Origin of the sequence: Rhizobium sp. CC1099 (assembly GCF_029714385.1) — a bacterium.
Lineage (GTDB): Bacteria > Pseudomonadota > Alphaproteobacteria > Rhizobiales > Rhizobiaceae > Rhizobium.
Genome location: NZ_CP121641.1, coordinates 1,123,558 through 1,138,349, shown reverse-complemented (window position 1 = coordinate 1,138,349; position 14,792 = coordinate 1,123,558). Strand labels below are relative to the sequence as shown.

The 14,792-nt window shown below is 59.6% G+C and carries 14 protein-coding genes; 10 read left to right on the top strand and 4 right to left on the bottom strand.

Features of this window, described 5'->3' with window-relative positions:
• Window positions 1-41: 41 nt before the first annotated feature.
• The 3 genes from QA644_RS05700 to rpmG all read left to right on the top strand — a co-directional run bounded on the left by QA644_RS05700 (window position 42) and on the right by rpmG (window position 2,180).
• Entirely contained in the window at window positions 42-503 is a 462-nt protein-coding gene (locus QA644_RS05700) for a DUF983 domain-containing protein (protein WP_194729423.1), read from the top strand.
• 231 nt (window positions 504-734) lie between these two features.
• On the top strand, window positions 735-1,919 hold the full coding sequence (locus tag QA644_RS05695; protein ID WP_039844585.1) for an MFS transporter: 1,185 nt from the start codon (window positions 735-737) through the stop codon (window positions 1,917-1,919).
• Between the two features lie 93 nt (window positions 1,920-2,012).
• A complete protein-coding gene (gene rpmG / locus QA644_RS05690; protein ID WP_003547442.1) occupies window positions 2,013-2,180 on the top strand; it encodes a 50S ribosomal protein L33 in 168 nt (55 codons plus the stop codon).
• A gap of 747 nt (window positions 2,181-2,927) precedes the next feature.
• Here rpmG and QA644_RS05685 read toward each other — a convergent pair.
• Window positions 2,928-4,301, bottom strand: a complete 1,374-nt coding sequence (locus QA644_RS05685; protein ID WP_283071427.1) for a PleD family two-component system response regulator — start codon at window positions 4,299-4,301, stop codon at window positions 2,928-2,930.
• Window positions 4,302-4,319: 18 nt separating this feature from the next.
• Complete coding sequence (locus QA644_RS05680; protein ID WP_022714852.1) at window positions 4,320-4,691, bottom strand: response regulator; 372 nt, start codon at window positions 4,689-4,691, stop codon at window positions 4,320-4,322.
• A gap of 132 nt (window positions 4,692-4,823) precedes the next feature.
• On the opposite strand from QA644_RS05680, the gene QA644_RS05675 reads away from it, so the two are divergent.
• Together QA644_RS05675 and QA644_RS05670 are read left to right on the top strand one after the other, a co-directional pair.
• Window positions 4,824-5,132: a DUF3572 domain-containing protein gene (locus QA644_RS05675; protein WP_092583059.1), complete on the top strand. Its 309-nt coding sequence runs from the start codon at window positions 4,824-4,826 to the stop codon at window positions 5,130-5,132.
• Window positions 5,133-5,137: 5 nt separating this feature from the next.
• Window positions 5,138-5,821 carry a hypothetical protein gene (locus QA644_RS05670; RefSeq protein ID WP_074067454.1) on the top strand — a complete coding sequence of 228 codons (684 nt, stop codon included), beginning with the start codon at window positions 5,138-5,140 and terminating at the stop codon, window positions 5,819-5,821.
• Here QA644_RS05670 and QA644_RS05665 read toward each other — a convergent pair.
• Window positions 5,796-6,383 carry a GNAT family N-acetyltransferase gene (locus QA644_RS05665; protein ID WP_283071422.1) on the bottom strand — a complete coding sequence of 196 codons (588 nt, stop codon included), beginning with the start codon at window positions 6,381-6,383 and terminating at the stop codon, window positions 5,796-5,798. The genes QA644_RS05670 and QA644_RS05665 overlap by 26 nt on opposite strands.
• 78 nt (window positions 6,384-6,461) lie before the next feature.
• Between QA644_RS05665 and QA644_RS05660 the strand changes: the two genes are divergently transcribed.
• The 4 genes from QA644_RS05660 (at window position 6,462) to QA644_RS05645 (ending at window position 10,379) form a co-directional block, all read left to right on the top strand.
• Entirely contained in the window at window positions 6,462-7,754 is a 1,293-nt protein-coding gene (locus tag QA644_RS05660) for a DNA polymerase IV (RefSeq protein ID WP_239599297.1), read from the top strand.
• A gap of 134 nt (window positions 7,755-7,888) precedes the next feature.
• On the top strand, window positions 7,889-9,127 hold the full coding sequence (locus QA644_RS05655; protein WP_283071421.1) for a L,D-transpeptidase family protein: 1,239 nt from the start codon (window positions 7,889-7,891) through the stop codon (window positions 9,125-9,127).
• 221 nt (window positions 9,128-9,348) lie between these two features.
• Window positions 9,349-9,813 (top strand): hypothetical protein, encoded by a 465-nt coding sequence (locus QA644_RS05650; protein ID WP_194729418.1) that lies wholly within the window; start codon window positions 9,349-9,351, stop codon window positions 9,811-9,813.
• A gap of 59 nt (window positions 9,814-9,872) precedes the next feature.
• A complete protein-coding gene (locus QA644_RS05645; RefSeq protein ID WP_283072334.1) occupies window positions 9,873-10,379 on the top strand; it encodes an HIT domain-containing protein in 507 nt (168 codons plus the stop codon).
• Window positions 10,380-10,402: 23 nt separating this feature from the next.
• Here the strand turns inward: QA644_RS05645 and dnaE are convergent, their stop codons facing one another.
• Window positions 10,403-13,885, bottom strand: coding sequence for a DNA polymerase III subunit alpha (gene dnaE / locus QA644_RS05640; protein ID WP_239599299.1), 3,483 nt, complete (start codon window positions 13,883-13,885; stop codon window positions 10,403-10,405).
• A gap of 305 nt (window positions 13,886-14,190) precedes the next feature.
• On the opposite strand from dnaE, the gene QA644_RS05635 reads away from it, so the two are divergent.
• Window positions 14,191-14,769, top strand: coding sequence for a hypothetical protein (locus tag QA644_RS05635; RefSeq protein WP_239599300.1), 579 nt, complete (start codon window positions 14,191-14,193; stop codon window positions 14,767-14,769).
• Window positions 14,770-14,792 lie beyond the last annotated feature (23 nt).

The window sequence follows — 14,792 nt, the reverse complement described above, 5'->3', positions numbered from 1 at the left end:
CGGCGCTTCGTGCGTGTAGGGACGCTCGAAAAGGAACGATCATGACCACTGCATCGACCGAACAACCGGTCCGCTATGGGGACGCAGAAAAGGCCGAGCGCCCGCTCGGCCGCTCCATCATGCGCGGCATGCTGAACCGTTGTCCGCATTGCGGCAGCGGCAAGCTTTTCAGGGCTTTTCTGAAGCCCGTCGACCATTGCGCCGCCTGCGGCGAGGCCATGCACCATCACCGCTCCGACGACCTGCCGCCCTATCTCGTCATCCTCGTTCTCGGCCACGTCGTGGTCGGCGGCTACATGATGACCGACATGATCTGGCCGCTGCCGCTCTGGCTGACGCTGGCGATCTGGGCTCCCATCACCGTTCTGACCGCCCTCGTCTCGATCCAGCCGATCAAGGGCGGCGTCATCGGCCTGCAATGGGCGCTTCGCCTGCATGGTTTCGGCGACCAGAACGACGATCACGACGATTACGATATCCCCGGCCGCGGGCGCTCATCGTAAGCAGTCCTGCACCTTCACCGTCCAGACATAATTCGCGTGTAGTGGGCAACGCTCGCCGGCGCTGCAGGATTGCAGCGCCAGTCCTGAGTGATCACGAGCTGGATTATTTGATCTATTGCCATCGGCACCGGACTTTCCGTAAAGCACAACCCGTCACTTGGATTTGGCACGCGTGTGTCTTTCTATGTGCCACAAACGGGCGATTCGTTTCAGTCATTCAAGGATGGATTCATGTCTCAGCCGAGAAACGGCACACCGGGCGATGTCGAGGAAATCCATTGGCCGTCGCTGGTTGCCGCCGTCTCGTCGATTTCCGCTGTCGGTATCGCGATCGGCCTCGGACTTCCGCTTCTCAGCATCATCCTGGAAAAGCGCGGTATCCCCTCAACGCTCATCGGCCTGAATACGGCCATGGCAGGGATCGCCGCCATGGCTGCCGCCCCGATCACCACAAAGCTCGCGCATAAATACGGGGTCGCCCCGACAATGCTCTGGGCGGTGGTGATTTCCGCGCTCAGCTCGCTCGGATTTTACTACGCCGAGAATTTCTGGCTTTGGTTCCCTTTGCGCTTTGCATTCCACGGCGCGACGACGACCCTGTTCATCCTGTCCGAGTTCTGGATCAATGCCGCCTCACCGCCTACGAAACGAGGCTTCGTGCTTGGCATCTACGCGACAGTGCTTTCGCTCGGTTTCGCGGCGGGCCCCCTGCTCTTCTCGATTCTCGGCAGCGACGGCATACTGCCGTTTCTGGTTGGCGCAGCCGCGATCCTGCTTGCGGCCATCCCGATCTTTATCGCGCGACACGAAAGCCCGATCCTAGAAGAGAAGCCGGAGCTGCACTTCATGCGCTACGTCTTTTTGGTACCGACGGCAACGGCCGCAGTCTTCATTTTCGGCGCGGTCGAGGCGGGCGGCCTTTCACTGTTCCCGATCTATGCGATCCGCGCGAACTTCACCGAATCGCAGGCGGCACTGCTGCTGACGGTCATGGGTATCGGCAATGTGATCTTTCAGATCCCGGTCGGAATGCTCTCCGACCGGATTTCCGACAAGCGCCCGCTGCTTGCCGCCATGGCCTTCATGGGCCTTATCGGCTCGCTGATGCTTCCGCTGCTGTCCCACAGCTGGATCATGATGGCAGGGGTCCTGCTTTTCTGGGGCGGTTGCGTTGCCGGCCTCTACACCGTCGGCCTCAGCCACCTCGGTTCCCGGTTGACAGGTTCCGATCTTGCAGCGGCGAATGCCGCCTTCGTCTTCTGTTATGCCGTCGGCACCGTTGCCGGCCCGCAGGCAATCGGAGTTGCTATCGACGTTGCCGGAAACAATGGTTTTGCATATGCGATTGCCTGTTTCTTCGGGCTTTATGCCTTGCTGGCCGGCATAAGACTGCTTTTCCTCCGAAAGCGGGCTTGACTTTTCGGGCCGGATTCGTAGTTTCGCGCCAGAATTTGCCGTGGAGCCCATCCGGCTTTCCACGGCTTTCATTTTCGTAAAGGCAGGACAACCATGGCCAAGGCTACCACAATCAAGATCAAGCTGCTGTCGACGGCCGACACCGGTTTCTTCTACGTCACGACGAAGAACAGCCGTACGATGACGGACAAGATGACGAAGACCAAGTATGACCCGGTCGCTAAGAAGCACGTCGAGTTCAAGGAAACCAAGATCAAGTAATTCTTGATCTCAGGTTGTTTAAAAAGCGCGCGCCGTCTGGCTGCGCGCTTTTTTCATTCCTGGATTGTGTTTTTGCCCTCTCAGCGCAAACAAAAACGCCGTCTTTCTCCGTGATGGGAAAGACGGCGTTTTTCAGGCAAAGGGGGTCGGCCAGCAGGCAAGGCGGCACGAGGAACCGCGAAAAGTTGCGAGCTAGCCGACCGGACCCCACGACCCAGGAGATGCGGCGGACCTGAGCATCATGGGGTATGCGGACTCCTCAAGAGGGAGTGCTTTTCTCTTATGAGCCAATAATTTGCGCAAAAAAGAAAGAAAATCAACAAATTCTTAATGATGAGCTATTCCTGCCTGTTCCTATGGTTAAAAGTCCAATTTTGGGGCAGGTGGAGATCAGCCTAATGACTTAGGCGCTCAGGAAATGAACCAGCTTTGCAAAGAAACCAATAGGCACATAGCAGTAACTTTACCGGATGTTGACGTTACGTAAGGTCGCAACATTTCCATTCGGGAAATAGCACTGCTTGCATAGCCGCCTGCCGCTATCCGTGTATTCTTTGACAGAGCGCCTTTGTTCTTCCAGCGGGGGCAGATGCACCCTAAGAGGGTCACCGACGGCAGTGATCCATTTCCGGGTCTTTTCCACAAAAGAAGCGTGTCCTTTGCCAAGGCCACGATTACAAATTTGTAATGTTCGGCGTTTTCCGGTGGAAAACGATGTCCTGCGCCGGTCCTGAGACAGTATTGCCTTCAGGCTGCGGCAGCAACGACGCGGTTCCGGCCGGTGTTCTTTGCTTCATAAAGAGCAAGATCAGCCTGCTTCATAAGCTGGTCCGGCGTGATGACCGAGGACAGGCGCGAAGAGATACCGAAGGAGGCGGTGACTTTCAGCTCCTGCCCTGCCGATTTCAACCCAAAAGGAATGCTTTCGACGGAGGCCCGCAGGCGCTCGGCAACCGCGGCAGCCACCTCAGGCGACGTATCCGGCATCACCACGACGAACTCCTCGCCGCCATAGCGGCAGGCGAGATCGGCGCCGCGGACGGTCGAGCGGATGCGGTTGGCAAATTCCTTGAGCACTTCGTCGCCGGCATCATGGCCGTGCGTGTCGTTCACCTGCTTGAAGCGGTCGATGTCGGTGATCAGCACGGATAGCGGCCGCCCCCGGGCCATCGAGCGGTTGAAGAGAACCTTGAGATGATTGTCGAGGTAGCGGCGGTTGTTGAGACCCGTCAGGGGATCGGTGACGGCAAGCTCGATGGTCTGCTTGACGCTGGCGCGCAGGCGGTCGTTGAAGCGCTTGCGGCGGATCTGCGTCAGGGCCCGGGCGACGAGTTCGTTCGTATCGACCGGACGGACAATGTAGTCGTTGACGCCGAGATCAAGCGCCCGGATGACCATGTCGTCAGCGCCCTGCTCCGTTATGATCAGGATCGGCAGAAAACGGGTACGCTCCAGCGATCGGAACTGCGAGCAGAGCCGCAGGGGATCGTAATCGTCGAAATTGGCATTGACGATCACGAGTTCGAAGGCGTTCTCGGCAGCTTCGAACAGGGCTGCCTGCGGGTCGGAGATGGCCGTGACATCGGCGATCGGCTTCAGCGCCTTGATGATACGCTCCTGCGAATTGGCGCGGCTGTCGACCAATAGAATCTGTCCGGCTTCTTCCGGGCGCCCTTCGCCGGCACGCAGCAGATCGTCGATCCCCATCGTCTCGGCCGTTTCGGCGCGGATGCGCAGTTCATCGCTCAGCGTCTTCAGTCGCAGAAGGCTCTTCACGCGGGAGATGAGCTGCAGGTCGTTGACCGGCTTGGTCAGGAAATCATCGGCGCCCGCCTTCAGGCCGCGCACGCGGTCAGCCGGCTGGTCCAGCGCCGTCACCATCACGACGGGAATATGCGAGGTCTTCGCGCCCGCCTTCAGACGCGCGCAGACCTCGAAGCCGTCAAGCCCCGGCATCATCACATCGAGCAGGATGAGATCGACCTGGTTGCGCTCGCATATCGCCAGCGCCTGATAGCCGTCCGCCGCCGTCAGCACGTCGAAATATTCCGCGAGAAGCCGCGCTTCGAGCAGCTTCACATTCGCCGGAATATCATCAACCACCAATATGCGCGCAGTCATAAACGTCTTTCAGATGCGCTAGGCATCACCGAGATAGGTCTTGATCGTTTCAATGAACTTCGGAACCGAGATGGGCTTGGAGACATAGGCTTCGCAGCCGCCCTGACGGATACGCTCCTCGTCGCCCTTCATTGCAAAGGCCGTCACCGCAATCACCGGGATGACATGCAGTTCGTCGTCTTCCTTCAGCCATTTGGTAACCTCCAGGCCGGAAACCTCCGGAAGCTGGATATCCATAAGGATCAGGTCCGGCTTGTATTTTCGAGCAAGATCAAGCGCTTCCATTCCGTTTCGGGTCTGAATTGTCGTATAGCCGGACGCCTCGATCAGGTCGCGAAAGAGCTTCATGTTGAGCTCGTTATCTTCTACAATCATCACCTGTTTGGGCATGGCACGCTTGTCCCTACGTCTCGTCCCTGCAGCCGATCGCGCCGTGACAGAAGACTGCGCGCACGAATCCAGGAAACCGATAGTGGTAAACTACCGGTATTTGGTTGAAGAAAAGGTAACTTACCCAGCGAAATGCAAAGCAACTTCAAGACTTCCAAACAATTGGCCGCAGATCCCCAGGAAACGGCGATTGCCGTTCTCAGCTGGCTGGCGAATGAACCCGACATGTTCTCGCGTTTCCTGGCGCTGACGGGCGTGGAGCCTGCCCAGGTCCGCAACGCCGTCCACGATCCTGGCTTCCTCGCCGGCATGCTGGATTTCCTGATGAACCACGAGCCAACGGCGGTGGCCTTCTGCGAGGCGACCGGCACGAAGCCAGATACGCTCGCTGCCGTATGGCGGCATTTCTCCTCTCCCGGCCTCGATTCCGGAGAATACTGAGCGCAATGGAGACCGGGACTTTCGACATCTCGCATGTGCGGCTCGGCGACCGGCCGCTGATCGTCTGCGACGTCGACGACGTCGTGCTGCAGTTCATCGATCCCTTTCAGCGGTTTCTTCTCAGCGAAGGGCATGAGCTTTTGCCGCGTTCCTTTCATCTTCATGGCAATATCGTTTCTAAAGATGGGGTTGCGCTCGAGGTTATCCATGTCAGCCGGCTGATCGAAACCTTCTTCGAACGGCAGGAGGAGTGGCAGCTGCCACTTTCGCGGGCCACGGAGACGCTCGGCAGGCTCTCCGCCACTGCCGATATCGTTTTCCTGACCGCAATGCCGCCGGTCTATGCGGATCAACGGCGGCGGTTGCTCGACCGCTTCAGCCTTCCCTACCCGCTGCTTGCGACCCGTCAGCCGAAAGGGCCGGTCGTCAAGGCGCTGCATGGCATGCGCCCCCTGCCCGTTGCTTTCATCGACGACATGGCGGTCAATCTTCATTCGGTGCGCGAACATGTCGACAACTGCCTTCTGCTGCATCTGATGCCGGTCTCCGAAATTCACCGTTTCGCGCCTGCGGCCATGGACGACATTCAGCGGATTCACGACTGGAACGAGGCTGCATCGCTGATCGGCCGTCATTTCACTGAAGCCGACGCGGCTCGAAGCCTCACTGCAGCAAATCCAACCGCATGAGCGGCCGCCCGTCCTTTCGCCGCGCCACCGGCTCGAAGCCCGCCGCATCGAAGATCGCGGTCGAGCCGATGCAGAGCGTGACCGACTTCGACTGCTTCGTATGGTCGATGGGACAGCCTTCGAGACAGCGCGCGCCGTTTTGCCGCGCGTGATCGATCGCGCCCTGCAGCAGGCGATGACTGAGACCTTTGCCACGCAGTGGCGGCGAAAGAAAGAAACAGCTCACAGCCCAAATGGACGGGTCCAGCACATCGCCCTCCGCCAGCGGCCGGGAAACCGTGCGCGGCGAGTTGAATTGGGCAACATCTTGGCGCGGTCCCACCTGCACCCAGGCGACCGGTTGGCCATCCGCATAGGCGAGAATGCCGGGCGGCGGACCGGCGGCGATGCGGTTTCTGATATACTCTTTCCGCTCATCCGGCCGCATTTTGGTGCGCACTGCATGCGGCAATCTGAGAGCCACGCACCAGCAGTCACAGAAGGCACCGCGCGGACCGAAGGCCGTCTCGAAATCTGTCCAGCGCTCCGGCGTCACCGGCTCAAAACGCAGATCGATATCCAAAGCCAAACCTCTCCAGTCTCTTGAGACTCGGAAGTTTAAGGCGTAGTCTCACAATGTTCAATCTTTGTTCTCACCACGATGACCCCCACCCCTGACAAGACACCCGGCTTCTGTCGCGACTGCCTTGCCGAGCAGAAGGGCGAGGCGCGCCGCTGCATGGCTTGTGGCAGCCCGCGCCTCGTGCGGCACAAGGAACTCTATGATCTGACCCTCGCACATATCGATTGCGACGCGTTCTATGCGGCGGTGGAAAAGCGCGACAATCCGGAGCTCGCCGACAAGCCGGTCATCATCGGCGGCGGCAAGCGCGGCGTCGTGTCCACTGCCTGCTACATCGCCCGCATCCACGGTGTTCGCTCCGCCATGCCGATGTTCAAGGCGCTGGAGGCATGCCCGCAGGCGGTCGTCATCCGTCCCGATATGGAGAAATACGTCAAGGTCGGCCGCGAGGTCCGCACCATGATGCAGGAGCTGACGCCGCTTGTGCAGCCGCTTTCGATCGATGAGGCATTCCTCGAACTCGGCGGCACCCAGCGCCTGCACCATGACCCGCCGGCCCGCACGCTCGCGAAATTCGCCCGTCGCGTCGAAAAGGAGATCGGTATCACGGTTTCCGTCGGGCTGTCCTACTGCAAGTTCCTCGCCAAGGTGGCCTCAGACCTGCAGAAACCGCGCGGCTTTTCCGTCATCGGCCGCGAAGAAGCCGTGGAGTTTCTGGCGCCGCGCCCGGTGACGACGATCTGGGGCGTGGGCAAGGCTTTCGCGGCAACGCTCGAAGCGGATGGCATCCGCACAATCGGACAATTGCAGACGATGGAGGAAACGGACCTGATGCGCCGCTACGGCAGTATCGGCCAGAGGCTCGCGCGCCTTTCGCGCGGCATCGACGACCGCGAGGTTCACCTCAACGATCCGGCAAAGAGCGTCTCCTCGGAGACGACCTTCTTTGACGATATTTCACGCTATGACGAGCTGGTGCCGATCCTGCGCAGTCTCTCCGAGAAGGTCTCCTGGCGGTTGAAGAAGAGCGGCATTGCCGGGAATACCGTCGTCTTGAAGATGAAGACGACGGACTTCAAGTCCCGCACGCGCAACCGGAAGCTGGAAGACCCGACGCAGCTTGCCGACAGGATTTTCCGAACCGGCATCGAGCTTCTGGAGAAGGAAACGGACGGCACGAAATTCCGCCTGATCGGCATCGGCGTCACCGACCTTTGCGACCCGGCGCGCGCCGACCCGCCGGACCTCATCGACCAGCAATCCACCCGGCGCGCGGCGGCGGAAACCGCGATGGACAAGCTGCGCGAGAAATTCGGCAAGAAGACCGTGGAGACCGGCTATACGTTCGGCAGCGGCAAACGCGACGGATAATCGGGCAATCGCAAGTACACGGCTGTGGCGGCCAAAGATCACCCATGCGTGAGCGCCGATCCAACGAACGCTCAAGCCTTCCTTAAGCATCGTGCCGTATATGAAGGACAAGTATTGCGTATTGGTTGGCTCACATGTTCTCGCGTTTTGTTTTCGGCCTCGGCTTGCTGTCGGCGACCGCACTCGTGCATCACCCTGCCTTTGCGGTGGATGCCCGCACCCTGCAAATCTTTGTTTCCAAGGACAAGCAGTCGCTTGTCGTCTATGACGGCACAGAAGTGATCGCGACCTCGAAAGTCTCGACCGGCAAGGCCGGCCACACGACACCGAACGGTATCTTTTCCGTTCTCGAAAAAAAGAAATACCACGAGTCCAACCTCTACTCGGCAGCTCCGATGCCGTGGATGCAGCGACTGACCTGGTCTGGCATCGCGCTTCATGAATCGAATTCCGTGCCGCGCTATCCGGCCTCCCACGGCTGCGTGCGCATGCCCGCCGCCTTTGCCAAGCAACTCTACAAGATGACGGATCTCAGCGTGCCGGTCATCGTCAGCGATGCCGAAGTGGCGCCCGAGCCGATCGCGCATCCAAATCTCTTCCGTCCCGATCTGCCGGAACCGCCACTGCTGCTTTCGGATGCGGAACTGCGCCCGGCGATCGGCGAAAACCGCGGAGAGCCTGTTCAGTTGGCGATGAACAACGCCGCGCCACCGCCTGTCGCGCAGGTCGCGGCACCGGAAAACACCGATCCGATCCGCATTCTCATCTCCCGGCGCACCGAGCGCGAGACGGTGATCGATATCCAGACCTATCTCAACCAGCTGGGTTTTTCGACGGGCACACCCGACGGCCTTGTCGGCACGGCCACCATTCAGGCCATCAACACCTTCAAGGCGCTGCGGCCTGCACAATTCAAAGGTGACAAAGAGCTCGTCAGCGACACCCTCCTTAGGGAAGTTTACGCTGCGGCAGGCAAGGGCGAGCCGCCGAACGGCATTATCATGGTGCGGCAGGATTTCATGCCAGTCCTCGAGGCGCCGCTGACGATCGACAATCCACGGCAGGCACTTGGCACGCATTTCTTCGCACTGCACGCCGTCGACGCCAAAAACGGCAAGGCCGACTGGCTCGGCGTGACGCTCAAGAACGATCTTTCCAGGCAGGCAATGAAGCGGCTCGGGATCGTCGCCAACGAGAGTTCGATCGTGACCGGCACGCCGATCGCCAACGCGCTCGACCGCATCACGATACCCGACGAAACACGCCGCCGGATCGGCGGCATGCTGGCCGCAGGCTCGACTCTGACGATTTCCGACACCGGCATCGGCCCAGAGACCGGCGCCGGCACGGATTTCATCACAATTACGCGCTAGAGCGCAAAGTCATCGATGGCTGGCGGCACGGCCGTCGTACCGGCAGCTCTTTTGCAGTTGGTTCCGGCACCGCCTGAGTTATCGATTTTGCAGGCATGGCGTATAACGCCTAATTGCAATCTCGTCGCAATCAATGAAATACTGGTTGCATGATAGAGCGATTCATTTGGAACGTTCGATCAACCAAGTGGTGGCCTGATCGAAAATGGAAATGCTCACGCATGTATGTCCTGAAACACGGCATCAAGAAAAATCCTGAAAAGCGGTGGGCGCTGCCTGACCGTATCTTCTTTGGCTATGGCGCCTGCCACATCCTCGCCGGTGTCTTCCTTCAGCGTCCGCCGCTCGAAGGTTTCCATGCTGAGCGGATCATTCCGAACGAGGGTTTTGCAGGAGGCCATATGTATGTGACGAACGGCATCATCGCCTTCGATTATCACGGTTATTCCGGGCGCGAACGGCTTCTGGAACACCATCGGAAGGGGTGGGCATCTCATAATCTTGGGTGGGGCTGCGCGATCGAGGGAGTCGATTTCGATCCGCTCAGCACGGCCGAGCTAAATCAACGCAAGATGCTGGGTCCCGATCAGTATCTGCATGACCCAATCCCTCGGGCACGCAACTTCATTGACCGCAGAGACCACACGCAGGATGCGGCGAAGGCGCTCAAAACAACCTTCGCTTGAAATTGAAAAGGCAGCGCAAGAAATCTTGATTTATGCGCATGGTCCTGATGATGTTCAGCATGGGCAAACGCCAGCCGTTCAATCTCGAAGCCTACCTGCGCGATATAGCGACAAGGCCCTGTTTTATCTGCGGGCTGGTGAGCGGAGATCCTGCGTTCTTCCATCATCGCATTTTCGAGGATGAGGAGACGATCATCTTTCTCAGTAAGTATCCAACGCTGCCCGGATACTGTTTGGTTTCCCCAAAGAAACACCGCGAAGACTTGCCTCAGGATCTCTCGACCGAAGAATACCTGCGATTGCAAGGGCATGTACACCTCTTGTCTCGGGCGCTGAAAAAAGCATTCGAGGCTGAAAGAATCTACGTTCTTTCACTCGGCAGCCAGCAAGCCAACAGCCACCTCCATTTCCATGTGGTTCCTCTGCCTGCGGGCGTACCCCTCGAAGAGCAACAGTACCACGCGCTCATGGCCGAGCATGGCGTGCTGCAGATTCCCGCCGGCGAGATGGCATGGCTAGCGGAGCAGATCACCCAAGCCTTTCTTCAGGAACGGGGCGTTCCCTGATTCTGGTTCAGGCAGTTCATGACCTAGACAAGCTCGACATCGACGATGCCGGGGGCGGCGCGCAAGGCGGCGGCAATTTCCGGTGTGATGCGGTATTTTTGCGGCAGTTCGACCTCGACCTCGCGCTTGCCGTCCTCCTTGATGACGATGAAGGAAACGAGGCCGTCGCCCTTGGCGTTCAGGTGCGCCGCAACGGCGCGCAGAGGACCGGAATCGCGGACATAAACGCGCAGCGACTTCTGCATCTGCAGCGACTTTTCCTCGAGCGACTGGATCGTCTGCAAGCGCAGACCGACGCCTTCCGGCCGCTCCTCGCCGGTGGCGGTTAGCACAAAGGACTTCCCGGGTTCCAGCACGTCGCGGTACTGGTTCAGCATTTCGGAGAACAGCACAGCTTCGAACTGTCCGGACGAATCCGAAAAGACGATGATGCCCATCTTGTTGCCGGTGCGCGTCTTGCGCTCCTGCTTCGAAATGACAGTCCCGGCAAGCCGGGCATTGGTTGCGCCCTGCTTCACGGCGGCGGAGAATTCCGCAAAGGTCTGGACCCGCATCTTCTGCAGGATGTTGTTGTAGCTGTCGAGCGGGTGCGCCGTCAGGTAGAAGCCCAACACCTGGAACTCCTTGAGCAGCCGCTCGGAAGCGAGCCACGGCGAAAACGGCGGCAGCGCGATTTTCTCCGGTCCGGACGACAGCGCGCCGCCGAAGATATCCGACTGGCCGCTCAGCTTATTTTCCTGCGCGCGCTGGGCATAGCCCAGAATGCGATCAAGGCCGGCTGCGAGCTCTGCGCGATCCTGGCCGAAACAATCGAAGGCGCCGGCATAGATCAGGCTTTCCAGCACGCGCCGGTTGACCTGGCGCGGATCGATGCGCAGGCAGAAATCCTCGATGCTGGCAAAAGGCTCGTCGCCGCGCACCTCGACAATGTGATCGACGGCATTTTCGCCGACGCCCTTCAGCGCCGCCAATGCGTAATAAATGCGGTTGTCGCCGGTTTCAAATTGGCGGAACGAGCTTTGAACCGAGGGTGCGATGACCTCGATGCCGAGGCGCTTGGCATCCTGCCGGAAATCGTTGACCTTATCGGTGTTCGACATATCGAGCGTCATCGACGCGGCCAGGAACTCGACCGGGTAATGCGCTTTCATATAGGCCGTCTGATAAGAGACGATAGCGTAGGCGGCGGCGTGCGACTTGTTGAAGCCGTAGTTTGCGAACTTTGCCAGCAGCTCGAAGATGTTGTCGGCTTGCGGCTTCGACACGCCGTTGCTGATGGCACCGTCGACGAAGCGTTCGCGCTGCTGGTCCATTTCCGCCTTGATCTTCTTGCCCATGGCGCGGCGCAGAAGATCGGCTTCGCCGAGCGAATAGCCGGACAGGACCTGGGCGATCTGCATCACCTGTTCCTGATAGACGATGACGCCCTGTGTCTCCTTGAGCAGGTGATCGATCATCGGATGGATCGACTCCACCTCTTCTTCCCCATGCTTGCGGGCATTGTAGGTCGGGATGTTTTCCATCGGGCCCGGGCGATAAAGGGCGACGAGGGCGATGATGTCCTCGATGCAGTCCGGCTTCATGCCGATCAGCGCCTTGCGCATGCCAGCACTTTCCACCTGGAACACGCCGACCGTTTCGCCGCGAGAGAGCATCTCGTAGGTTTTCTTGTCATCGAGCGGGATCGCGGCGAGGTCCACCTTGATGCCGCGTTTGGCTACGAAATCGACCGCAACTTTCAGTACCGTCAGCGTTTTCAGGCCGAGGAAGTCGAACTTTACGAGGCCGGCCTGCTCGACCCACTTCATGTTGAACTGGGTGACCGGCATATCGGAGCGCGGGTCGCGATACATCGGAACCAGCTTCGAGAGCGGCCGGTCGCCGATGACGATGCCGGCGGCGTGCGTCGAGGCGTGGCGGTAAAGGCCCTCGATCTTCTGGGCGATATCGAGCAGGCGCGCCACCACGGGCTCCTTCGCTGCCTCCTCCTGAAGCTTTGGCTCCTCCTCGATCGCCTTGGAGAGCGGCGTCGGATTGGCCGGATTGTTCGGCACCAGCTTGCAGATCTTGTCGACCTGGCCGTAAGGCATTTCCAGCACACGGCCGACGTCGCGGAGGGCAGCGCGCGCCTGCAGCGAACCGAAGGTGATGATCTGCGCCACCTGTGCGCGGCCGTATTTCTGCTGCACGTAGCGGATCACCTCTTCGCGGCGGTCCTGGCAGAAGTCGATGTCGAAGTCGGGCATCGAGACGCGTTCCGGATTGAGGAAGCGTTCGAAGAGCAACGAAAAGCGCAACGGGTCGACGTCGGTGATCGTCAGCGCATAGGCGACGAGCGAGCCTGCACCGGAACCGCGGCCGGGGCCAACAGGGATATCATGCTGCTTTGCCCATTTGATGAAGTCCGCAACGATCAGGAAGTAGCCCGGAAACCGCATGCGCTCGATGACGCTGAGTTCGAATTCCAGCCGTTCGCGGTAATCCTTCTCCTCATAGCCGGGCGACATGCCGAGCGTCGAAAGGCGCATGTCGAGGCCCTCCTCCGCCTGCCGGCGGAGCTCCAGCGCTTCGGCGCGTTCCGCCTCCTCGGGATCGTCGGTGGCGCCGGTAAAGCGCGGCAGGATGGGCTTACGGGTCTTCAGTACGAAGGAGCAGCGGCGGGCGATCTCGACCGTGTTTTGCAGCGCTTCCGGCAGATCGGCAAAGAGTTTCGCCATCTCGGCGCGGCTCTTCAAATAGTGGTCCGGCGTCAGGCGGAAGCGGCTGTCGTCCGAGACGATGGCGTTATGGGCAACGGCCATCAGCGCATCATGGGCATCATAATCGTCGCGCGTCGGGAAGAAGGCCTCGTTGGTCGCCACCAACGGCAGATCGTGCTCATACGCAAGCCCCACGACCTTCTGCTCATGGCGCTTGTCATAGGTTCCGTGGCGCTGCAATTCGACATAGAGCCGGTCTGGGAAGAGGCGCTTCAGGGCAAGCAGCCGGGTTTGCGCCTGCGCGGCATGGCCCTGCTTCAGTGCCCCATCGACGGGACCGCCAAGCGCACCCGTCAGCGCGATCAGCCCTTCGGTTCCGGCCTCTTCCAGCCAGGATGCCCTGATATGGACCGCCTGGTTGTCGTCGCCGCCGAGATAAGCGCGGCTGACGAGATCGACGAGCCGCTCGTAGCCTTCCGCGGTCGCGGCAAGCACGACGATCGAGGGCAGCTTGGCCAGCGCCTGCTGACCGCCGCGCCTTTCTGTCTCCAGGCCGTCCATATCGATCGACAGCTGGCAGCCGATGATCGGCTGTAGCCCCTCTTCCATCGCCTTTTGCGAAAATTCGAGAGCGACGAACAGATTGTTGGTGTCTGTGATGGCGATCGCCGGCTGGCTATCGCCCGATGCCTTGTAAAGGATCTTCTTCAGCGGCAGCGCCCCTTCAAGGAGCGAATAAGCCGAGTGGACACGCAGATGCACGAAACCCGGCGTACCGCCGACGAAGCCGCTGTGCGCATCCGCCATTTCATACCCTTCCAATCGCCCGAATGAATCGGTTTGCATTGTCGGCGTTGATGACAGCGATGTCCAGAAGCAGTCCCTTGTGCGGACCGCATGAAAGCGATGCGGTCCCCTGAAAACTTAAAGTGCCATGAGGATCAATGAAAAGCTGGCAACGAACATTGCAATGGAGGTGAATGCTGCGATATCACGGATCATGTCAGTCATCTGGCTCTCCTTTACTCGTTATGTTTCCAATTTGTTCCGCTATTGTTCTGTTGTCAACAGGAATCATTTGCGCATAGTTAACGGCGGACCGGAGGAGAATTATGAGGGTTGTCATTGCATTCACCGCCATTCTCGTCGCAACGGCGACGTCGGCTGCGGACATAAACCCTGGCGCCATCGTCGATGGCGCGACGGGAGACTGGAACGGCGACGGCAAGCTGGATCTGGCTATCCTCGTCGCACCGGCCGATGCGGAGAGAAAAGAGCAGATCGGCATCTACATCTATCTGCGCGACGCCGACCACGAACTGCTCAGGCTTTCGGCAAGCGCGCCCAGTAAGATCTGGGGCAGCACGGATACAGACGGCGTTTTCGGCCAAGAGCCCACGATCAAGGCTGCCGGCAAATCCTCCATTGCAGTCCATTCCCAAAACAGCGCGATCGGCCGCGAGCGCTGGGATCTGACGCTGACGCTTGCCTACCGCAACAAGCAATTCGTTGTCGCCGGCTACACCCACAATCACTACGACACGCTCGATCCCAATGCCGGCGGTTCATGCGACTACAATGCGCTGACCGGCAAGTTGCAGAAGAACGGAAAGGACGTAAAAGCCGCGCCGCGCGTGATCACCATCGAGCAGTGGAACGACGAAACCGGTCAATCGATCTGCGGCCAATAGTCGCCAGTTCTCTTTTTGTTCTT